We start from the raw sequence: 20,050 nt of genomic DNA, 5'->3' as shown, positions 1-20,050 counted from the left end.
TCACCACCTGTGCAGAACGGCTATGGTCCCGACGGGCGCGGCGCCAGCGGCGGGCGCCAACTCGACCACGCCGTGGGTTTGCGGCAACGAGGAAAAGTCGCCCGAAGTGAGGCTGGGTTGCGGCCGCGCCATGGCCCGGCCGTGGTCGTCGTGCTGCACGTCCACAGGAATGAAACAGGTCAGGGTCGGATGCGTGGCGGCCGCGTCCGCCAGCACGACCTTGACCGGCGGCGCCGCGGTCAGGCCGATGGCGTGCTCCAGCGCCGGCAGCAGGTAACGCACGGCACACACCAGCGCCGACACCGGGTTGCCCGGCAGCGCGAAGATCACCTGCCCCTGTGGCCCGATGCCAAACCACATCGGCTTGCCCGGCCGCTGTGCGATGCCGTGCAGCACTTCCTGCACGCCAAGCGCATGCAACGCGGCCGGCACGAAATCGCGCTGGCCGACCGAGACGCCGCCGCTCAATACCAGCACCTGTCGGGTTGCCAGCAAACCGGCAAGCACCTGCGTGGCGATGTTCAGATCGTCCGGCAGCCAGGTGCGCTCCACGTCGTCGAAGCCTCGCGTCGCCAAAGCCGCGGCCAGGGCGCGGTCGTTGGAGCGACGGATCTGCCCCGGCGCCAGCGCCTGATCGACCTCACGCAATTCGTCGCCGGTAGCGACCATCGTCACCGACGGCCGCTTCGCCACCTCGACCTGGGCCACGCCATTGGCTGCCAGCACGGCGACCTCGGGCGAGCGGATGCGCGTGCCCGATCGCAGCAGGAGTTCGCCTTCGCGACAGTCGGCACCGCGCGGATGGATGAACTGGCCGGGTGTGGGTTCATAACCATCGCTCAGCACGAATCGTTCGCCCTCGCGCCGCGTCTGCTCGATGGGAACCACGCTGTCGCAGCCGCGCGGAAGCATCGCGCCAGTGGTCACTTCGATGCAGGCGGCGGGATCGTCCAGCACCTGCTCGGCCATGCCCGCCAGCGCCAGTCCGGCGCGCCGGAAGCTGCACAAGGTGCCCGTACCGGCAGCGATCGCGATGCCATCCATCATCACCCGGTCGAACGGCGGCTGGTCGCGCTCGGCCTGCACGCTCTGGCGCAACACCCGACCCGTCGCCGCATCCAGCGCCACGTGCTCGGTGCCGAACGACGGCATGTGCGCGTGGATGCGCTGCTCCGCTTCGGCAACGCTCAGCAGGCTCTTCATCAAGCTGCACCGCCGTGCGGCAAGCGCGACGCCTGCCATGCCGCAGCGATCACGTTGACCAGCGGTTTCAGGTGGAAATTACGCTCGGGGCGCAGGATGGTGCGGACGCCGAGTTCGCGCAGCGTCGTCTCGATCACCGGGCCGATGGCGGCGATCGGCATGCGGGTGAGTGCGTGCAGCAGCGTGTTGCGCAGGCCGGCGTCCCTGGCCACGGCGAGCAGCCGGGTGAGCTGGGCCGAGCTGGTGAACGCCACCATGTCCAGTTGCCCGCCGACCAGCTCCTGGATCGCTTGCAGCACCTCGGTGGTGTCGCTGTCCGAGGCGTAACGGTAAGGCGTCACCGGAAACACGATGGCGCCCCGCGCGCGCAAACCGTCGAGCAGCGGTAGGCCTCCATCACCCGGATACAGTTGCAGGCCGAGCCGACGGCCGGTCAGATCCTCGGCGGCAAACGCCTGCAACACACCTTGCGAGGTCGGTTCCGGTGCCGGCAGCCACGGTGCGGGCAGGCCCAGTTCGCGCAGGGCGCGGGTGGGTTTGGGACCGCGGGTGATGGCGCGGCTGCGCTTGAGCGCGGCGATCACCGCATCGCGCCGGCCGATTCTCTCGGCGATGCCGACCAGCCGGTGAATACCGTCGCCGGTCATCCAGATCACGTCGCGAAAGTCCCCGGCCAGCAGTTGCCCGATCCACGCCTCGGCCTCGGTGCTGTCCTCGAGATCGAGGATCTGCACCAGCGGACAGCGGCGCGTGGTGGCGCCCTTTTTCTCCAGCATGCCGGCGAACAGATCCAGCTCGCGGCTTTCCGGCACGAGGATGCGCAACTGGTCGAGCGGTCCGCTGGTCATGCCTGCACTCCGGTCTCGATGACGTTCAACGCCAGCATTTTCTTCAGCTCGGGCAGGCACGAACCGCAGTTGGTGCCGGCGCCCAGCAGCGCGCCGATCTCGGCCGTGCTGGTCAAGCCATGCTCGCGGATGGCGTTGCGGATGCTGGCTTCGCTGACCGACATGCACGAGCAGACGATGTTTCCCGATGTTTGCGGCCCCGCTTCCAGGCCGGCCAGCAGGCCCAGCCGCTTCAATGCATCTAGCGGCTGGCCGAGCAAGGCGCTGGCGGCGTCGGCTTCGGGAAACGTGGCTTGCGGCGCGGCGAAGAACACGCAGGCGTCGAGCTTTCCATCGACCAGGCCGGCGTAGCGGAAGACGGATTTCTTGGGGTCGGCGTAGGAGATCAGCTCGGCCGCGACATCGATCTGCAGCAGGTGGCGAAGCGTCTGTTCGGAATCGATCAGCGCCTGCAATGCGGTGAGGCCGGACAGCTCGTAGCGGAAACCCATGGCGATCGGCGCCTTGCTCCACAGCCCGTCGTCACCCAGCGACAGCTGCCCGTCGCGACGTCGCAGCAGCACGCCACGCCAGGTTTCGCTCAATGCGCTGACCTGCACCGGTGTGCCCTTGAGGTCCGGCTGGCCCGATACCGGATCGGTCAGCGCATGCACCAGCCGGTCGGTGGGGCCGCTGGAGGCGAACTGGTCGGTCCAGTGCATCGGCGCGAACACCTGGCCCTGGCGCAGGCCCGGATCGATCTCCACCCGCAGGCTGGTCTGCCCTTGCGCACTGGTGACCCGCGCCAGGCCACCGTCGACGATGCCACGCAGCATCGCGTCGCGCGGATGCAACGCGAGTCGCGGGCCGGGGCTGTGCGTCATCAGGTGGGGGATGCGCCCGGTGCGGGTCATGGTGTGCCACTGGTCGCGCACGCGACCGGTGTTGAGGATCAGCGGAAAGCCGGCCAGTTTCGCGTCGGCGCGGATCGCCAGCGGCAGCATGCGCGCGCGTCCGTCGGCGGTGGAAAAGCGGCCGCGTGCGAACAGACGCGCGTGGCTGGCGCCCTGCCCTGATGCGGGACACGGCCACTGCACGGGATCGAGCGCCTCGTAGGCGTCATCGTCCAGCGTGGCCAGCGCACCCAGGTCGAGCCGGCGTTGGCCGTTGTTCTCGAACGCGGTGAGCGCGGCATGCTCGCGAAAGATCGCCGCCGGCGTCTCGAACGCAAACGCCTCGGGCCAACCCATGCGCTTTCCGACCTCGGCAAACATCCACCAGTCCGGCCGCGCCTCACCGGGCGCCGCGCGAAAGCGGCGCTGGCGCGAGATGCGGCGTTCCGAGTTGGTCACGGTGCCGTCCTTCTCGGCCCAGCCGGCGGCGGGCAGCACGATGTCGGCCAGCGCCGTGGTGTCGGTGGGCCAGACGTCGGAGACGATCACCAGCGGACAGGCGCGCAAGGCATCGCGCACGAGATCCGCGCGCGGCATGCTGTTGGCCGGGTTGGTGGCGGCGATCCAGATCGCCTTCAGCCGGCCATCGGCGGCGGCCTCGAACAGGCCCACCGCCTTGTAACCGGGCGTGCGGGCCACCTTCGGCGCCTTCCAGAAGCGGCCGACGCGATCCACGCTTTCCGGCTCGAAACCCATGTGCGCGGCCAGCTGGTTTGCCAGTCCGCCGACCTCGCGGCCGCCCATGGCGTTGGGTTGCCCGGTGAGCGAAAACGGTCCCATGCCGGCGCGGCCGATCCGTGCCGTGGCCAGGTGGCAGTTGAGGATGGCGTTGACCTTGTCGGCGCCATTGGCGGACTGGTTCACGCCTTGCGAGTAAAGCGTCATCACGCGCTCGGTGCGCGCAAAGCCGTCGTAGAAACGCAGCACATCGGTGGGGTCGAGATCGGTGGCCGCGGCCACCAGCTCCACCGAGCCGGCTGTGGCGCGGGCAGCGGCGACGGCCTCGTCGAAACCGGCTACATGCTCGCTCACCCAGTCGCGATCGACCTTCCCCGCATCCACCAGATGCACCAGCAAGCCGTTGAACAGCATCACGTCGCCGCCGGGGGCCAGCGGCAGGTGCAGGTCGGCCATGTCGGCGGTGGCGGTGCGGCGCGGGTCGATGTTGATCAACTGCGTGCCGCGCTTCTCGCGCGCGGCCATCAGGCGCTGGTACAGCACGGGATGGCACCACGCCATGTTGCTTCCCACCAACACCACCAGGTCGGCTTCCTCCAGGTCCTCGTAGCAACCCGGCACCACGTCCTCGCCGAACGCACGCACGTGGCCGGCCACGGTGGATGACATGCACAGCCGCGAATTGGTGTCGATGTTGCCCGCGCCGATGAAACCCTTCATCAGCTTGTTGGCGACGTAATAGTCCTCGGTGAGGAACTGGCCGGAGACGTAGAAGCCGATGGCGTCCGGCCCGTGCTCATCACGGATGCGGGTGAACTCGGCGGCGATGCGATCCAGCGCCTCGTCCCAACCGGCAATGCGTCCGCCGATGGTGGGTTGCTGCAGCCGGTCCGGCAGGTTCAACGCATCTTTCAGCGCCGCACCCTTGGAGCACAGCCGCCCGAAATTGGACGGGTGCTCGCGATCGCCGCGCGGCACGCCGCCTTCCACCGTCACGCCGCAGCCCACGCCGCAATAAGGACAGGTGGAGCGGATGGTGCTCACGCGATGGCCTCAACCGCCGGTTCGGGCAGGTAGACGTGGATGTTGCCGTCCACCACGCGCAGCGGTATCGACCCTGCGCTGCCCTCGTCCGGCGCCACGGCTTCGCCGGAGTCCAGCGCGATGCCCCAGTTGTGCAACGGACAGGTGACGGTCTTGCCCGAGACGATGCCTTCGGACAGTGGCCCGCGCTTGTGCGGGCATTCGTCGATGAGTGCAAACACCTCGTCGTCGCGGGTGCGAAACACCGCGATCGGCCGGCCGGCCTGGCGCAGGCACAGGCGGCGGCTGCCGCTGCGCGGGATGCTTTCCAGCGGTCCGATGTTTTTCCAGTCGTGTGCGTTCATGCCAAGGCTCCCGCGAGTTCCGGCAGGGGTTGAAAGGCTTCGGCCGCCGCGCCGCTGGCGCGTTCGTGCCAGGGGTCGATGCGGGCGAAGGTCTGCGAATACAGGAAGCGCTGGCACAACTGCTCGCGTCCTTCGGCGTCCTCCACCAGGCGCCGCTTGACGTAGTCGATGCCAACGCGGGCGATCCATGGCGCGCTGCGTTCCATGTAATGCGCCTCCTCGCGATACAGCTGCATGAAGGCGCCGGCGTATTGCAGCACCTCCTCCTCGGTGGATACGCGCACCAGCAGGTCGGTGACACGCACGTCGACGCCGCCGTTGCCGCCGACCAGGAGGTCGTAGCCCGCGTCGATGCAGATCACGCCCAGGTCCTTGATGCTGGCTTCAGCGCAGTTGCGCGGGCAGCCGGAGACGGCGAACTTCACCTTGTGCGGTGTCCACGAGCCCCAGCACATCTTCTCCAGCTTCACGCCCAGCCCGGTCGAATCCTGCGTGCCGAAGCGGCACCATTCCTTGCCGACGCAGGTCTTCACCGTGCGCAGTCCCTTGGCGTAGGCATGGCCGGAGACCAGGCCGGCCTGGCCCAGGTCGCTCCACACGGCGGGCAGGTCTTCCTTCTTCACGCCCAGCAGGTCGATGCGCTGGCCGCCGGTGACCTTGACCGTGGGGATCTTGAATTTTTCCGCCACGTCGGCGATCGCGTGCAGCTCGGCCGGCGTGGTCAGGCCGCCCCACATGCGCGGCACCACGCTGTAGGTGCCGTCCTTCTGGATGTTCGCGTGCAGGCGCTCGTTGACGAAGCGCGAGTTGGCGTCGTCCTGGTATTCGCCCGGCCATTCGCACAGCAGGTAGTAGTTCAACGCGGGGCGACACTTGTGGCAGCCCTCGGGTTTCTTCCACGCCAGTGCCGTACGCACCGCATCCATGCTCTTGAGCTGCTGCGTACGGATGGCGGCGCGCACTTCGTCGTGATCCGCCTCGGTGCAGTCGCAAACGGTTTTCTTGGTGGCCTTGGCATCCACGCCGGCGGCGTACGCCAGGATCTCCTCGACCTGGCCGGTACACTGCCCGCAGGAGGCCGAGGCCTTGGTGTGCGCGCGCACTTCGGACAGCGTGGTCAGCTTGAGCGTGCGGATCGCCTTGACGATGTCGCCCTTGCACACACCATTGCAGCCGCAGATCTGGGTGTCATCGGGCATGGCCTCGTAATCGACCGCTTGCGCGCCGCCGCTTTCCGCCTCGGCGAAGGCCTTGCCGAATACCAGCCGTTCGCGCAGGGCGGAAACGTCCTCCTTGTCGCGCATCAGTTTCAGGTACCACTGGCCATCGACGACGTGCCCGTACAGCACCACGCCGACCAGTCGTCCATCGCGCAGCACGATCTTCTTGTAGACGCCGCTGGACTCGTCGCGCAGCATGATCTCTTCATCGGACTCGTCCGCCGCCATCAGCGCGCCGGCGGAAAACACTTCCACGCCGGTGATCTTGAGGCTGGTCGACAAGGCCTTGCTGGCGAAGATGGCCGCCTGGTCGCCTGCCAGCCGCGCACCGCACACCTTGGCCTGATCCCAGATCGGCGCCACCAGGCCGAACACCTGTCCCCGATGCTCGACGCACTCGCCCACCGCAAAAATGAGCGGGTCGCTGGTGCGCATGTCGTCGCCCACCACGATGCCGCGGTTGATCTCCAGCCCGGCAGCAACGGCCAGCTCGATGCGCGGACGAATGCCGATCGCCAGCACCACCAGGTCGGCGGGAATCTCGCGCCCGTCTTCCAGCAGAACGCTTTCGGCGTGATCGACACCGGTGATCTCCTTGGTCTGGCCCTCGGTGAAGAAGGCGATGCCCCGACGATCGAGATCACGCTGCAGCAACTGGCCGGCGGCGGCATCGAGCTGGCGTTCCATCAAGGTCGGCATCAGATGGACCAGGGCCACCGACATGCCGCGCTGGCGCAAACCCCACGCCGCCTCCAGCCCCAGCAACCCGCCACCGATGACCACCGCATGCCTGTGCGTGCGCGCAGCCGCCAGCATCTTGTCGACGTCGGCAATGTCGCGGAACGCACACACGCCGGGCAGCTCCAGCCCCGGAATGCGCGGCGCCAATGGCTTGGAGCCGGTCGCGATCAGCAGGCGGTCGTAGGGCACGCAGATGCCATTCGCCGATGTCACCGTGCGCGCATCCCGGTCGATGGCGGTGACCTCGTCGCCGGTGATCAGGCGGATGCCGTTTTCCTCGTACCACTCGCGCGGGTTGATGACGATCTCGTCGAGTTGCTTGTCGCCGGCCAGCACGCTGGACAACATGATGCGGTTGTAATTGACGTGGGGCTCGGCGCCGAAGACGGTGATGCGATAGCGCTTGCCGCCTTCGTGCTTGAGCAGTTCCTCCACCGTGCGCATGGCGGCCATGCCATTGCCGATCACCACCAGTTGCGCGATGGGTGGGATGCGGGCGAGATCGTCGTTGATGTACATGGAGTCGCTCCGGTGGGGTTTGGGAGAGGAGGTGTTGTCGGCCATGGCGTGCATGCTCAGACGCGCACGCCGCTGAGTGCCGCGGCGCCACGCCAGCGCAGCCGCACGCTGGCAATGCCGCCCCAGGCCAGCAGTGCCAGCAGCGCGAAGGTGCCGAAGCCATAGCCGTAGTTGCCGGTGAATTGCCGGGCATAACCCAGCCCCGCGGCCAGGCAGAAGCCGCCGACGCCGCCGGTCATGCCGACCAGGCCGGTGAGCAGGCCGACGTCGCCACGGAAGCGTTGCGGCACCAGCTGGAACACGGCGCCGTTGCCCATGCCAAGCGCCGTCATCGCCAGCGCCAGCGCGGCCAGCGCGCCGAAGGCCGGCTGGTGGCCGAAGGTGATGATCGCCAGCATCAACGCCACAAACGCGTAGACCATGGACAGCGCGCGGGTGCCGCCGATGCGGTCGGCCAGCGCGCCGCCCAGCGGCCGCACGAACGAGCCCACGAAGACGCAGCCCGCCGTGAAGTAACCCGCGGTCACCGCGGACAGGCCGTACTGGTCGTTGAAGTAGATCGGCAGGAACGAGGACAGGCCGACGAAGCCGCCGAAGCTGATGCCGTAGAAAAACATCAGCCACCACGCATCGGGCGTGCGCAGCACGCGCCGGTAATCCGCCAGCGTTTTCGGCGGCGGCGAGTTGGGGCTGTCCCTGGCGAACAGGACGAACGCCAGCAACACCACCAGCAACGGCAAGGCCGCCAGGCCAAGGACATTCCGCCAGCCCACCGCGAGCGCCAGCGCCGGCGCGAACAGCGCCGCGAACACGGTGCCGGAGTTGCCTGCCCCGGCAAGCCCCAACACCACACCTTGGCGTTCCGGGGGATACCAGTACGAAACCATCGGCAAGGCGATGGCGAACGAAGCGCCGGCCACGCCCAGCACGACGCCCAGCGTCAGCATCTGGCCGAACGAATGCAGGCCCAGCCACCACGCCAGCAGCAGTCCCACGATCACCACCAGCTGCATCGCGATGCCGACCCGGCGCGCCTTCCACTGGCCGATCAATACGCCGTTGAGCACCCGCAGCAAGGCACCGGCCAGCACCGGCGTGGCCACCATCAGGCCCTTCTGGTCCGGCTGCAGATGCAGGTCGTTGGCGATCAGCACTGCCAGCGGCGCAAGCAGCACCCAGACGGCGAAGCTGAGATCGAAATACAGGAAGCAAACGGCCAGCGTGGGGAAATGACCGGCCTTGAAGAAAGCTTTGCTCATGGCAATGGCTCGCGGTTTCAGCGCTTGCAGCGCTGCCGGATCTACCGGTTGCGAACCGCCATTAGCTCGCGAGGAATTGCGTTGTCAGTAGCCAGATCAGCCCGCCATTAGGCTGTCTTCCTCGATCGTGCCGGCGGTGTGGGAACCGCGGGTCACGGTTTATGTTGTAGTGCAACAAATCGTCAAAGGCAAGCGTTTCTTACGTGGATTGTCATTTACCTCCACGCTCAACGCGTGGCGTCGTTCTCGTTGTTGCGTGCGCGGATGGGCATCGCACTCTCGCCCAGCGGCGGCAGCGCCTTGGGGTCGAAAACGGTGCCGTCGCAGAACCTATCCGGCGGCATGGGAATCGGCTGCGGCGTGGCATCGAGCGACCACGCCGCCGCGTGTGCGCCCTCCACTTTCCAGTCCGCCCGCGGTACCGATTCGCCTGAAGGCGACAGCGCGGCGCGATACAGGTCCGGCCGATACACGCGCTCGGCCAGGGTGCGCAGGTCGATGCTGTCGTCGATCAACTGCCAGCGCCGCATCTGGCTGAGAAACCACAGGCCCTGCGAGCGCCAGGGGAAGGTCGCCGCACCACGATGGAACACGCAGCCGTTCGACGTCTCGGCGCCGCCGGGCAGGCTTGCCAGGATGGCGTGCGAACCGAGGTTCAGGTAGCGCCGCCGCGACAGCAGCGAGGCGATGTAGGCCGTATTTTCGGCGTCGTCGCAGAAGCGGGATGAACGATGCAGCGCGCGCAGCACGCCGGACAATGCTTCGGGATGCTGGTTCGCCCAGCGCGCGCTCACGGCGAACGCCTTCTCCGGCGCGTTGCTCCATATCTGCTGCGAGCCGGCGATCGAATGGCCCACGCTGTTGCGCCGTGCCACCTCGCCCCACGGTGCGCCTGCACAGAAACCGGAGATCTGCTTTTCTCGCAGCGCTTCCACGGCACGCGACGGTGGCACCACCGCCAGCTTCACGTCGCGGTCCACCTCGATGCCGACGCTGGCCAGCCAGTAGCGGCACAGCAGGTTATGGGTGGAAAACGCATGCACCACGCCCAGCGTGAGTGGCTGCTGGCGCAGGCAGGCGGCCAGTGCGGGCAACGGGTCCAGATCGTCGCTTTCGCCCAGCGCGCGCACCCGTGTCGCCAGCTCGCGCTCCAGCGTGATGGCCACGCCGCCCACGCTGAGCGTGTAGGGAATCAGCATGGGCTGCGCCACGCCGCGCAGGCCCAGTTGCACCGCGAATGCCAGCGGCGGCACGATCACCGCCGCATCCAGCGCGCCGAAGGCCAGCTTGTCGGCGATGTTGGCCCACGAGGGCTCGACTGCCAGCTCCACCTCCACGCCTTCATCGGCAAAGAAGCCGAATTCGTGCGCGGTGACTACCGGCGCGCTGTCGGTAAGGCGCAACATGCCGATGCGCAGCTTCGGCGCCGTGCCGCTGCTCGATGGTGTCGGCGCATTCATGGCTGTCTCCCCTTTCCCTTGTGCGAACCCGTGCCCGCGTCGTGCCGGGTCACGAACGCCGCGACCACCTCGGCAAGTTTCCGGTTCTGGTTCATCGCCGTTTTCTGCAGCCAGCGATACGCTTCCGGTTCGGTCATTCGGCGACCCTGCATCAGCAGCGCCTTGGCCCGCTCCATCAGGCGCCGTTCCTCCAGCCTGGCCTGCGCTTCGGCCAGCTCGCCCTCGACCTTGCGCAGGCGGCGGAACAGCGCGATGGCCGAGGCCATGATCGGCTTGATGTCCTGCAACGGTACGCCGGAGAGGTTGTACGAGCACACGCCGGCGTCGATCGCCTCCTCGGCAAACGCCGGATCGTCGCTGCCGGCAAACATCACGATGGGGTGGCCGGACGACACCAGGCGCAAGTCTTCCAGCGCGTCGCGATCGGGCAACGCCATGTCGACGATGATCAGATCCGGCTTGATGTCCTCCACCGCAGCTATCCGCCCTGCCCCTTCCGGCACCCGCACCACCTGGGCAAAACCGGACTCGCACAGGATCTCCTCGAGCGCGCGCGCACGGCCGGCGTCAGTGTCGATGAGAAGGATTTTCAGGGACATCGGTGGGTGCGATTTCCATCAAGCCGTGATGACGCGTTGAAGCATTCAGCGGTGTTACTGCTCTGCAGCACATGCATCAGCCGGCGACGCGACATTCGTCAAAGTCGGCACGACCATGTTCCAAATCCGGTTCGATCCACCTTGCTGCGTTGCCACATTCATTGATTGATCTGTTATAAGAAAAGTACGGTTCGTGTGCCATTTTGCACACTTGCCTGGCATCCGTATACGGACGTATGGATGGCTAAATGATTTTCTCGAAATGCACCCGAATGCACCAACGCAATCCCCGAATTGGGGATTGCCCCGCCCCGGAGACACGACATGCGCCTGTATCCCCTGTTTGCGGACTTGAACGGCTTGCCGGTACTGGTAGTGGGCGGCGGAAACGTGGCCGAACGCAAGGTTGCCGCCCTGCTCGAGGCCGGTGCCGTGGTCCGTGTTGGTGCACCGCACTTGCTCCCGGCCCTGGCTGAACAGGTGGCCGATGGACGCATCGCGCACATCGGCGGCGACTTCGAGCCGTCGTGGCTGGACGATGTGTGGCTGGTGATCGCCGCCACCGACAACCGTGAACTCAATGCCGAGGTCGCCGCCCACGCCACCGAGCGGCGCATCCTGAGCAACGTGGTGGACGACCCGGCGCTGTCGCGTTTCCAGGTGCCGGCCGTGGTGGATCGGGCACCGCTGACCATCGGCATTTCCACCGCCGGCGCCGCGCCCATGTTCGCCCGCCGCGTACGTGAAACGCTGGAGTCGCACCTGGATCCGGCGATCGGCCCGCTGGTGGCATTGGCGCAACGGCATCGCAAGGCGATTGTCGACGCGTTCCCCGATCTCGCCGCGCGACGCCGGTTTTACGATGCGTTGTATGACGGCCCGGTGCTCCAGCTGCTGCGTCACGCACGACACGCCGAAGCCGAGGCGGCGTTGCTCGATGCGCTGGATCACGGTGCCCCACCCGTACCCGGTTCGGTCGTGCTGGTCGGCGCCGGCCCCGGCGATCCGGGCTTGTTGACGCTAGCCGGGTTGCGCGCGCTCAACCGGGCCGACGTGATCCTGCACGATCAACTGGTCAGCCCCGGGGTCCTGGCGATGACGCGGCGCGATGCCGAGCGCATCGATGTCGGCAAGCGCGGCGGCGGCCGGCACACACCGCAATCGGAGATCAACGCGTTGTTGCTGCGGCATGCCCGCGCCGGGCGTTACGTGGTGCGGCTGAAGGGTGGCGACCCGTTCGTGTTCGGTCGCGGCGGCGAGGAGATGCAGTACCTGCGGCGCCATGGCGTGGCCTGCACGATCGTGCCCGGCGTGACCGCGGCCGTGGCCTGCGCCGCCTACGCGGGCGTCTCCCTCACCCACCGCGAACACGCCCAGTCGGTGCGGCTGCTCACCGCGCACTGCAAGGATTCGATGGACACGCTGGACTGGGCCGCGCTGGCGGACGAGCGGCAGACCCTGGCGGTGTACATGGGCCTCGCCCAGCTCAGCCACCTGACCGAGCGCCTGCTGGCCCATGGTCGCGCGCCGAGTACGCCTTTTGCGCTGATCGAGTACGGCACCCTGCCGCAGCAGCGCGTGCTCCGCGGTGAACTGCATGCCCTGCCCGCGCTGGCATCAATGAACCACATCGAGGCACCCGCCTTGTTGATCATCGGCCAGGTGGCGATGATGGCCGACGAGCTGGGCTGGTTTGGCGAGACGGTCGATACGGCCAATGCCGAACTGGCCGCGTAGCGATGCCGACTGGGCGCATCCGCTCAGTCATCCCAACGCGACACCTCCGGAAAGCCGCAGCGGTAATACCAGTCCAGCACGGGCTCGGGCACCAGGGCCTGCAAGTCGTTTCCCAGCGCGACGTAAGCGTCGAGGACGTCGCGCAACACTTTTTCGGCCCGGCCGTTGCGCTGGTCCAGCGGGATATTGAAGTGCTGGTACTCGATCATCTCCAGCATGCGCGACGACCAGCCGAACAGCAGATCGCTCCACTCATCGAACCGGGCACGGACCCAATCGCGAAGCGGTGCGTGCAAGGTCAGCCCTTCCTGCACGCAGAGCTTGTGCGCCAGCACGCTGACGGGTAAATAGGCGCCGCGGTACCACTCGGTGTGACCGGCAGCCGATCGCGGCACCACCAGTGGCGCCGGTGCGCGGAAATCGGCGAAGGTGGTAATGAACAACCGTTCGATCCGACGCGCATCGCGCAGGCGGTCGGTGTGGATCAGCAGGCCGCGGTCCAGGTCGAAGAATTCAAAAAAGCGCGGATGCAAGGTGCGGAAGCGGTCCACGGGATCGCGCGAGAAGCCGACTTTCAGGATGTCCTCATCGCGGCATGGCAGCACGTAGACATAGGTTCGCCCACGGCTGGTGAAACGGGGAAAGGCAACGTCGTCATTCACGGAAGTCAGGCCGGCAGCACTTGCTTGGGTGTACCGCATTCCCCCGCGCCCGTCGTGGCATGGCGGCAGTGGTTCCATCCGCAGCTAGGGCTGCGGATGGCGAAACATTCAATCGTCGCTGGGAGCCTTGGCCGGAATGAACGGTGAAACGGGATCGCTCGCCGGAAAGGTCTCCTCCAGCGCCTGGTCCTGGTTGTCGCTCTCCCCCTTCTTGCGTGCGGCGCGCTCCGCCTCGGTCTCGGTGTGCTTGGGCAGTTCGTCAGGGCATCCGACGTCTTTGCGGTCGTGTGTGGACATGGTGACTCCTCTGGCGGGAGGCTTCAGCGTGCAGTGCGTGCTGTTAAAAGCGCATGCGTTTTCCGTCTAGACACCGCCGCCGGTCGGGATCATGAATGCGGGGTTTTCACCAGCGGCTCACCGGGGCTCCTGTTGCATGGCGGGAGGCATCGGCGAGCGGAAGGTGATGGGCAAATCGCGTATCGGCATTTCCGGTTGGCGCTATGCGCCGTGGCGCGGGAAGTTCTACCCGGAGTCGCTGGTGCAGCGCGACGAGTTGCACTACGCATCGCGGCAGGTCGCCACCATCGAGATCAACGGCTCGTTCTATTCGTTGCAGCGGCCGGAGAGCTACACGCAATGGCACGACCAGACCCCGCGCGGTTTCGTGTTCGCGGTGAAGGGGCCGCGCTTCATCACCCATGTGCTGCGGTTGCGCGACATCGAACGGCCGCTGGCGAATTTCTTCGCCTCCGGCGTGCTGAACCTGGGGGCGAAACTTGGACCCATGCTCTGGCAATTCCCGCCCAATTTCCGCTACGACAGAAAGCAGTTCGGCGACTTCCTGGCGTTGCTGCCGCGTAACACCCATCAAGCAACCCAACTGGCAACCAGGCACGACAGCCACCTGAAACATCCTGCCGAAAGTTTCCCGGAGGCATCGCACCGCCTGCGCCATGCGGTGGAAATCCGCCACGAGAGTTTCGTCGACCCCGATTTCATTGCCCTGCTCCGCCAGCACGGCGTGGCCCTGGTGGTGGCGGATACGGCCGGCAAGTGGCCGTTGCTGGAAGACGTGACCGCCGGCTTCATGTACCTGCGCCTGCACGGCGACAAGAAGCTCTACGCCAGCGGATACAGCGATGCCGCGCTGGACGACTGGGCTCGCCGCATCCGCGCGTGGCAGCGCGGCGCGCAACCGCGCGGCGCCCGTCGCGCCAGCGGCAAACCGCCGCCCGCGCGCCAATCGCGTGACGTGTACTGCTATTTCGACAACGACATCAAGGTGAAGGCGCCGTTCGACGCCATCAAGTTGCGCGGACGGCTGGACGGCCGTTCATAAGCCCCCAACGGCCGTTAGCCGCAGCCGCACATGCGCATCAAAAGAATGCGTTGGGATTGATCCCGAAGCGGGCGGACAGGTTGCGGATGTGGTGCGCCGTAAGGCTGCGCTGCCCCGCGAGGATTTCGGATACCTCGCTCTGGCGGCCGATTTCCGGCAGCTGAGCCAACTTCAGGCCGTGCTGCTCCATCAGGAAACGCAGCACCTGGGCGCTCTGCGGCGCCGACATCGCGTTGTGCCGCTGGTCGTAGGCGTAGACGAGATCGTTGAGCGTCATGAACAGCAAATGCTGTGGATGCGTCTCCTCCATCGCGCCTTCACTGATCAGCGCATCGGTCAGCTGGATGGACGCCTCATAGTCCTGGTCATCCGCGATGTGGCCGACGTGCGAGATCGCGTGGAAATGGTTCCAGGCGTCAGCAATGGGGGCGATGGCAAGCGGCTGATTCATTCCATTTCCTTGGTCGAGTCGGGGCGAGGGTCAGGACATCGGGCGTTTCACCACGGCGAAGGTAGCACCACTCGGGTAAGCACATCAGCCACGGTCATGCCGATCGGTACAGCCAGCCAGGAAAAGCCCACCGCCGCGGCGGTGGGCAGCAGCGGTTCGATTATCGAAATAGCCAACGCGTTCAAGATGTTGAACGCCACCAAGGGCGGCACCACGCAGCCGGTGCGGAAACCACCTGCGCGGCGACGTGCGCGCTCACGTCGTCGCGGTGGGCTTGTTGAAAGGCAGCGGCGTGGCGGCGGTAGCCACCAGGGCGGCATGGGCGCGTGCCAGCATGTCGCCCTTGCCATCGACCACCAGCAGCACGTGACCGGCGGCAATCTCGTCCTCGAACGTGCGACGCACGGTGTCGGGCTCCTCGGTACCGGTGAGCATGCCCATCCAGCCGCCAACGGCTGCGCCCACCAGCGTCATCGCCGCCACGCCGGCCAAGGTCAGACCCAGCGGTGCGATGGTGACTGCGACGATGCCGGCCAGCAGGCCGCTGGCACCCCCGCCCACCAGACCCTTGACGCCACCTCCCGCGAAATCGCCGCTGGTTTCCTGGAGGTCGTCGGGGATGGCCTGTTGTTCGATCTCGTCGCTGGCGATCAGCGAAATATCTTCCGTCGGAATGCCCGCGCGGCGCAGCGCATTGACCGCGACTTCAGCGGCACGCACGTCGGGCGTGGTGAATACGTGGCGTGTCTTCATATCACCTCCTGCGCAGTCGACGGATGCTGTCGATCTTGGTTGCGCCGCGGTGACCAGTGCGTGATGGGTGGCCGGCTTGCGCCTGCGAATGCACCGCTCAAGGCGTATCCCTCTTGATCATGGCCAAGCCCGCGCCGGGATCGAAGTGGCGACACACGGATACGCCGGCGTCTCCGTCACCACCACCTCGAGCGTGGTGTGCACATGGTCTTCCGGCAAATGGCCGTCCAGAGACTTGCCATCTGTCTGACCAAGTGCCGCCGCTTCGGCTCGCCATCCTTCAGCGCTACGTCACCCGGCAACGCCAGACTTCGCACCGGTTATCCACGCGGATTGCGTCGACAGGTTTTCTTCTCCCACTCGAAGCAACCCGGCACGGCACGCTCGAAAGCGCCGGTCGCGGTGAGGTGCGCCGCACTCACTTCCGGGCGATGGCGAACGACTGCGGGCACGACGTTTCCGATGCCGTGCTCTCAAACCTTTTCCACCGAACCGGTCCGTACGTCGCCGATCATGTCGCCGATGCGCCGTGCCAGCAGTTCGACGGTGAACGGCTTGGTGATCAGTTGCATGCCCGGCTCCAGGAAGCCGTCGGGCACTGCTGCTTCCGAGGCGTAACCGGTCATCAACAGGACCTTCAGGCCTGGCCGCTGCTGGCGCGCCATCCCCGCCATCGCGCGGCCATTCATGCCCGGCAGGCCGATATCCGACACCAGCAGGTCGATCGGCTGGCTGGTGTCGATGATCCGCATGGCCGCTTCCGCATCGACGGCTTCGAGCGCCTGGTAGCCGAGCTGGTGCAGTACTTCGACCACCAGCAGGCGAACCATCTCCTCGTCCTCCACCACCAGCACCACCTCGCCACTGCCTTCCGGATGCGTCGCGTCCGCTGCCGGCGCTGACATGGTGGTCTCGTCATCGGTCGTGCGCGGCAGGTAGAGCGTGATGCGCGTGCCCTGGTCGATATGGCTGTCCAGCTCGCAGTGGCCGTTGGACTGGCGCGCGAAACCGTAGACCATCGACAAACCCAGCCCGGTGCCCTTGCCGCTCGGCTTGGTGGTGAAGAACGGATCGAACGCGCGGCCGGCCACATCCGCCGGCATGCCGGTACCGGTGTCGGAAACCTCGATGCCCACGTACTGGCCGCGGTCGCCGACCTGCCAGGTGCGGGCACGCAGCTGATCGACCTCGACGTTGCGCGTGCGCACCGTCAGCAAGCCGCCATCGGGCATGGCGTCGCGCGCGTTGATGGCGAGGTTGAGCAGCGCGTTCTCCAGCTGGTTGGGGTCGCACAGCGTGGCCCACAGGTCGGCGGCCAGGTCCAGTTCGATGCGGATGTGTTCGCCCATCGTGCGGCGCAGGAACTCCTCCATCGAGGCGATCAACGGGTTGGCCTGCACGCGCCGCGGGTCCAGCGGCTGCCGCCGCGAGAAGGCCAGCATGCGGTGGGTCAGCGCGGCGGCCCGGTTGGCCGAGGTCAGCGCGCCGTTGATGAAGCGGCCGAGGCGCTCGTCGTCGTTGTCGCGCACGCGCATCTCGACCAACTCCAACGCACCGATGATGCCTTGCAACAGGTTGTTGAAGTCGTGCGCGATACCGCTGGTGAGCTGGCCGATGGCGTCCATCTTCTGCGCCTGCCGCAGTTGCGACTCGACCAGGATCTTCTCGCTGAGGTCGCGGATGAAGATGTTGAACCAGTCACCGCTGCTGAGCCGCAGCGCGCTGATCCGGAACTCCACGGTGAAGGTCCTGCCGCCACGGTGCACGGCCTCGAACTGGTCGTCGGCACCGTGCTGCAGCGTGGCGCCGGTCACCGTGGGAAGGGCTTGCAGGAAGCGTTCGCGATCCTTGGTCGCGATGGCCAGCTCGACGAAGTCACGGCCCAGTACCTCCAGCCGATCCCAGCCGAAAAGGCTTTCGGCGCGCGGGTTCCATTCGGTGATACGACCGGACTCGTCCAGTTGCGCAAAGCCGTCCAGTGCGGTGTCGATCACCCCGCGCGCCTGTTGCTCGCTTTCGATCAGGGCCAGTTCGTGCTCGCGCCGTTCGGTGATGTCGCGGGTGATCTTCACGAAGCCGACCAGCTTGCCTTCGTCGATGGTGGTGTGGATCACCACGCTGGCCCAGAAGCGGCTGCCGTCCTTGCGCACGCGCCAGCCCTCGGCGCCGAAAGTGCCGTTGCGTCGTGCTGCCGCAAGTGCGGCCCAGGGCAGGCCTTCGTCGCGATCCTCCGGCGTGTAGAAGGTCGAGAAATGCCGGCCCATGATCTCCGCCGCGGTGTAACCCTTGACGCGTTCGGCGCCTTCGTTCCAGCTGATGATGTTGCCGTCGGGGTCGAGCAGATAGACGGCGTAGTCGGTGGCGTTTTTCACCAGCAGCTCGAAATGACTTTCGCTGCGGTGCAGTTTCATGAACATCTTCTCCACCGTGTTGGTGCGGTGGACCACGCGTTTCTCCAACGTGTTGTTCAAATCCTGCAGTGCCTGCTCGATCTTGCGGTGCTCGGTGATGTCCACCATCAGGTTGACGGCGCCGACCAGCTGGCCGGCCTCGTCGAACAACGGCGTGGGGTAAGCCTTGAACGCCAGGCGCAGGCCGCCGGGCTGTTCGGTGATCGCCTCCTCGCCGTGCAGCGGCCGCGCCTCGCGCAGCGCGGTGGCCATCGGGCCTTCGCTGTGCGGCATCGGCCGACCATCGAGATGGAACAGTTTCCAACTGATCGACCACGGCTCGCCCAGCTTCGGCGTGCGTCCCACGAAGTGGACGGCGGCATCGTTGAAGAACGTGACCCGGCCTTCGGCATCGGTCATGTAGATGGCCACGGGCAACGCCCGCAGCACGCTGCGCCACAGCTGGTCGCGTTGGCGCGCGGCGGCGCTGAAATCATGGCTGCGGCCACCCGCCTGATCGGCGTGGGGAATCATGCCGATCCCGACCGAGGCCTCACCGTCCTCGACGTCCATCATCTGGAAACTGTTGACCACGCCCCACAGCGCGCCATCGTCATTGACCAGTGGAACCACGCTCGCGATGGCGCGGCGCGGCGGGCCATCAGCGGGTTGAATCAGGGCCTCGACGTCACGCAGCGGCTGTTGCTGGCGTCGCACGCACGCCATCGGGCTCTCGGCGGATGGCGCGTCAGGCTGCGATGGAAAGAAACCCTCCCCCGCGGCGCCCTCGCACATGGCGTCGCCCCACAATGCGCGTGCATGCGCATTGCAATCGATGACGGTGCCGCCAAGGTCGCAGACGAAGGCGGCGCCCGGCATCGCCTCCAGCAACGAATGGCCCAGTTCGCAATGTGACGGCGGTTGCGGGCCGGTGCAGCCCTGCGTTGATGCCTGTTTCCCCCTCACGACTGGTCTCCGGAATCACGATGGCTGGATGATAACCGGCGCCGCATCGGCCTCGCCCGGGATCAGGGCGAAGGCGTTGCGGCTGCGGCGGCGTTGAGTGCAGCCGCCAGCGCCGCATCGCCATTCACCAGGTCGGACCAGTACAGCTCCAGTCCTTTGCGGCGGCCCTTCTCCACCAGCTTCAGCCCCTGCGGGTCGATGGTGAGCGTATACGCCGCGTCACCCACGGCAAGCGAACGCTTCAGCGGTCGATCCAGCGGCGTCACGATCGTGCACCTTGCATGTGGCTTGATGGGACGCGTTGTGCATTCATGACTTGCTCCGTCTAGCTCAGCCCGGTATTCAGGGCCGCCCGCCGCGGGCGCCCCCGTTTCGGCCGTCTATGCCGCCGCTTTCGCTTCGCTCTTGAACTGCTTCAGCAGCTCGGCCTTGCGCGTTTCCATCTGCTCACCCAGGGTCTTCAGTTCCGCTGCGCTCATCAGTTTCTTCGCGCGCTTGAACATCTCCTTCTCTTCCTCGTCGGCGTGGTGTTCGACCAGTTCCTTGAGCACCTTGGCACGACCGGAGAATTTCTCGCTGTCCGGAGCCGTACCTTGCAGGTCGGGCAGCACCAGATCGCCGGCGGCGCGGTGTTCCTCCATCGCCTCGAAGTACATCTTGGCATCGTCGGACTTTTCGCCCGCCGCCTTGAATGCGGGATAGAAAATCTCTTCCTCGATGGTGGTGTGCGCCTTCAGCTGCGTGGCGATCTGCGATAGAAGTTCGCCGCGCTTCTTCACCGCGCGTGTGGTCGTCTCGGCCAGTTCGCTCAGCAGGGTGCGAACGGCCTGATGATCCTGGGTGAGCAGTTTGATGGCATCCATAACGTGTCCTGGTGAGGTGGTGGGAGCCATGAGGTTCCCTTA

General features: G+C 66.5%; 18 protein-coding genes. 2 read left to right on the top strand and 16 right to left on the bottom strand.

What is annotated here, in order from left to right:
• From ACFPK0_RS08935 to ACFPK0_RS08900, 8 genes are all read right to left on the bottom strand, one after another.
• Window positions 1–1,203, bottom strand: a complete 1,203-nt coding sequence (locus ACFPK0_RS08935; RefSeq protein WP_377339924.1) for a molybdopterin molybdotransferase MoeA — start codon at window positions 1,201–1,203, stop codon at window positions 1–3.
• A complete protein-coding gene (locus ACFPK0_RS08930) occupies window positions 1,203–2,051 on the bottom strand; it encodes a uroporphyrinogen-III synthase (RefSeq protein ID WP_377339922.1) in 849 nt (282 codons plus the stop codon). Before ACFPK0_RS08930 ends, ACFPK0_RS08935 begins: the two co-directional genes overlap by 1 nt.
• Entirely contained in the window at window positions 2,048–4,705 is a 2,658-nt protein-coding gene (locus ACFPK0_RS08925; RefSeq protein ID WP_377339920.1) for a molybdopterin-dependent oxidoreductase, read from the bottom strand. The genes ACFPK0_RS08930 and ACFPK0_RS08925 overlap by 4 nt, the downstream gene beginning before the upstream one ends.
• Complete coding sequence (nirD, locus tag ACFPK0_RS08920) at window positions 4,702–5,049, bottom strand: nitrite reductase small subunit NirD (protein ID WP_377339918.1); 348 nt, start codon at window positions 5,047–5,049, stop codon at window positions 4,702–4,704. Before nirD ends, ACFPK0_RS08925 begins: the two co-directional genes overlap by 4 nt.
• Entirely contained in the window at window positions 5,046–7,529 is a 2,484-nt protein-coding gene (gene nirB, locus ACFPK0_RS08915; RefSeq protein ID WP_377339916.1) for a nitrite reductase large subunit NirB, read from the bottom strand. The genes nirD and nirB overlap by 4 nt, the downstream gene beginning before the upstream one ends.
• Window positions 7,530–7,585: 56 nt before the next feature.
• Window positions 7,586–8,788: a nitrate/nitrite transporter gene (locus ACFPK0_RS08910; RefSeq protein WP_377339914.1), complete on the bottom strand. Its 1,203-nt coding sequence runs from the start codon at window positions 8,786–8,788 to the stop codon at window positions 7,586–7,588.
• Window positions 8,789–9,015: 227 nt separating this feature from the next.
• A complete protein-coding gene (locus tag ACFPK0_RS08905; RefSeq protein WP_377339912.1) occupies window positions 9,016–10,248 on the bottom strand; it encodes a CmpA/NrtA family ABC transporter substrate-binding protein in 1,233 nt (410 codons plus the stop codon).
• Window positions 10,245–10,847, bottom strand: coding sequence for an ANTAR domain-containing response regulator (locus tag ACFPK0_RS08900; RefSeq protein WP_377339910.1), 603 nt, complete (start codon window positions 10,845–10,847; stop codon window positions 10,245–10,247). The genes ACFPK0_RS08905 and ACFPK0_RS08900 overlap by 4 nt, the downstream gene beginning before the upstream one ends.
• 324 nt (window positions 10,848–11,171) lie before the next feature.
• Here ACFPK0_RS08900 and cysG point away from each other — a divergent pair, with 324 nt between their 5' ends.
• Window positions 11,172–12,584 carry a siroheme synthase CysG gene (cysG, locus tag ACFPK0_RS08895; protein ID WP_377339908.1) on the top strand — a complete coding sequence of 471 codons (1,413 nt, stop codon included), beginning with the start codon at window positions 11,172–11,174 and terminating at the stop codon, window positions 12,582–12,584.
• Between the two features lie 23 nt (window positions 12,585–12,607).
• Here cysG and ACFPK0_RS08890 read toward each other — a convergent pair whose 3' ends face one another.
• Window positions 12,608–13,246 (bottom strand): GIY-YIG nuclease family protein, encoded by a 639-nt coding sequence (locus ACFPK0_RS08890; RefSeq protein ID WP_162247404.1) that lies wholly within the window; start codon window positions 13,244–13,246, stop codon window positions 12,608–12,610.
• Window positions 13,247–13,354: 108 nt separating this feature from the next.
• Window positions 13,355–13,543: a hypothetical protein gene (locus ACFPK0_RS08885; protein ID WP_377339906.1), complete on the bottom strand. Its 189-nt coding sequence runs from the start codon at window positions 13,541–13,543 to the stop codon at window positions 13,355–13,357.
• Window positions 13,544–13,709: 166 nt separating this feature from the next.
• On the opposite strand from ACFPK0_RS08885, the gene ACFPK0_RS08880 reads away from it, so the two are divergent.
• Entirely contained in the window at window positions 13,710–14,585 is an 876-nt protein-coding gene (locus ACFPK0_RS08880) for a DUF72 domain-containing protein (protein WP_056605131.1), read from the top strand.
• Window positions 14,586–14,622: 37 nt separating this feature from the next.
• On the opposite strand, the gene ACFPK0_RS08875 is transcribed toward ACFPK0_RS08880, so the two are convergent.
• From ACFPK0_RS08875 to ACFPK0_RS08850, 6 genes are all read right to left on the bottom strand, one after another.
• The gene (locus ACFPK0_RS08875) at window positions 14,623–15,036 is read right to left on the bottom strand and encodes a helix-turn-helix domain-containing protein (protein WP_056603646.1); all 414 of its coding nucleotides are present in this window, start codon (window positions 15,034–15,036) and stop codon (window positions 14,623–14,625) included.
• 47 nt (window positions 15,037–15,083) lie between these two features.
• On the bottom strand, window positions 15,084–15,239 hold the full coding sequence (locus ACFPK0_RS08870) for a hypothetical protein (protein WP_156458933.1): 156 nt from the start codon (window positions 15,237–15,239) through the stop codon (window positions 15,084–15,086).
• Between the two features lie 52 nt (window positions 15,240–15,291).
• Window positions 15,292–15,789 carry a hypothetical protein gene (locus ACFPK0_RS08865; RefSeq protein ID WP_056079018.1) on the bottom strand — a complete coding sequence of 166 codons (498 nt, stop codon included), beginning with the start codon at window positions 15,787–15,789 and terminating at the stop codon, window positions 15,292–15,294.
• Window positions 15,790–16,262: 473 nt separating this feature from the next.
• Window positions 16,263–19,145: a PAS domain S-box protein gene (locus tag ACFPK0_RS08860; protein WP_377339903.1), complete on the bottom strand. Its 2,883-nt coding sequence runs from the start codon at window positions 19,143–19,145 to the stop codon at window positions 16,263–16,265.
• A 62-nt stretch (window positions 19,146–19,207) separates the two neighbouring features.
• Window positions 19,208–19,411 (bottom strand): hypothetical protein, encoded by a 204-nt coding sequence (locus tag ACFPK0_RS08855; protein ID WP_056079021.1) that lies wholly within the window; start codon window positions 19,409–19,411, stop codon window positions 19,208–19,210.
• Between the two features lie 114 nt (window positions 19,412–19,525).
• The gene (locus ACFPK0_RS08850; RefSeq protein WP_056079024.1) at window positions 19,526–20,008 is read right to left on the bottom strand and encodes a hemerythrin domain-containing protein; all 483 of its coding nucleotides are present in this window, start codon (window positions 20,006–20,008) and stop codon (window positions 19,526–19,528) included.
• Window positions 20,009–20,050: the final 42 nt, after the last annotated feature.

The organism is Rhodanobacter ginsenosidimutans, from assembly GCF_042655685.1.
Classification (GTDB): domain Bacteria; phylum Pseudomonadota; class Gammaproteobacteria; order Xanthomonadales; family Rhodanobacteraceae; genus Rhodanobacter; species Rhodanobacter ginsenosidimutans.
Note: the sequence above shows the minus strand (reverse complement) of the source record. Positions and strands in the feature narration are given on the sequence as shown.

What these genes read in the sequence shown, in the direction of transcription:
- nirB (WP_377339916.1), bottom strand. Translation starts at nt 7,529, where the DNA reads ATGTACATCAACGACGATCTCGCCCGCATCCCACCCATCGCGCAACTG.
- ACFPK0_RS08910 (WP_377339914.1), bottom strand. Translation starts at nt 8,788, where the DNA reads ATGAGCAAAGCTTTCTTCAAGGCCGGTCATTTCCCCACGCTGGCCGTT.
- nirD (WP_377339918.1), bottom strand. Translation starts at nt 5,049, where the DNA reads ATGAACGCACACGACTGGAAAAACATCGGACCGCTGGAAAGCATCCCG.
- ACFPK0_RS08880 (WP_056605131.1), top strand. Translation starts at nt 13,710, where the DNA reads ATGGGCAAATCGCGTATCGGCATTTCCGGTTGGCGCTATGCGCCGTGG.
- ACFPK0_RS08900 (WP_377339910.1), bottom strand. Translation starts at nt 10,847, where the DNA reads ATGTCCCTGAAAATCCTTCTCATCGACACTGACGCCGGCCGTGCGCGC.
- ACFPK0_RS08905 (WP_377339912.1), bottom strand. Translation starts at nt 10,248, where the DNA reads ATGAATGCGCCGACACCATCGAGCAGCGGCACGGCGCCGAAGCTGCGC.
- ACFPK0_RS08850 (WP_056079024.1), bottom strand. Translation starts at nt 20,008, where the DNA reads ATGGATGCCATCAAACTGCTCACCCAGGATCATCAGGCCGTTCGCACC.
- ACFPK0_RS08930 (WP_377339922.1), bottom strand. Translation starts at nt 2,051, where the DNA reads ATGACCAGCGGACCGCTCGACCAGTTGCGCATCCTCGTGCCGGAAAGC.
- cysG (WP_377339908.1), top strand. Translation starts at nt 11,172, where the DNA reads ATGCGCCTGTATCCCCTGTTTGCGGACTTGAACGGCTTGCCGGTACTG.
- ACFPK0_RS08935 (WP_377339924.1), bottom strand. Translation starts at nt 1,203, where the DNA reads ATGAAGAGCCTGCTGAGCGTTGCCGAAGCGGAGCAGCGCATCCACGCG.
- ACFPK0_RS08885 (WP_377339906.1), bottom strand. Translation starts at nt 13,543, where the DNA reads ATGTCCACACACGACCGCAAAGACGTCGGATGCCCTGACGAACTGCCC.
- ACFPK0_RS08875 (WP_056603646.1), bottom strand. Translation starts at nt 15,036, where the DNA reads ATGAATCAGCCGCTTGCCATCGCCCCCATTGCTGACGCCTGGAACCAT.
- ACFPK0_RS08865 (WP_056079018.1), bottom strand. Translation starts at nt 15,789, where the DNA reads ATGAAGACACGCCACGTATTCACCACGCCCGACGTGCGTGCCGCTGAA.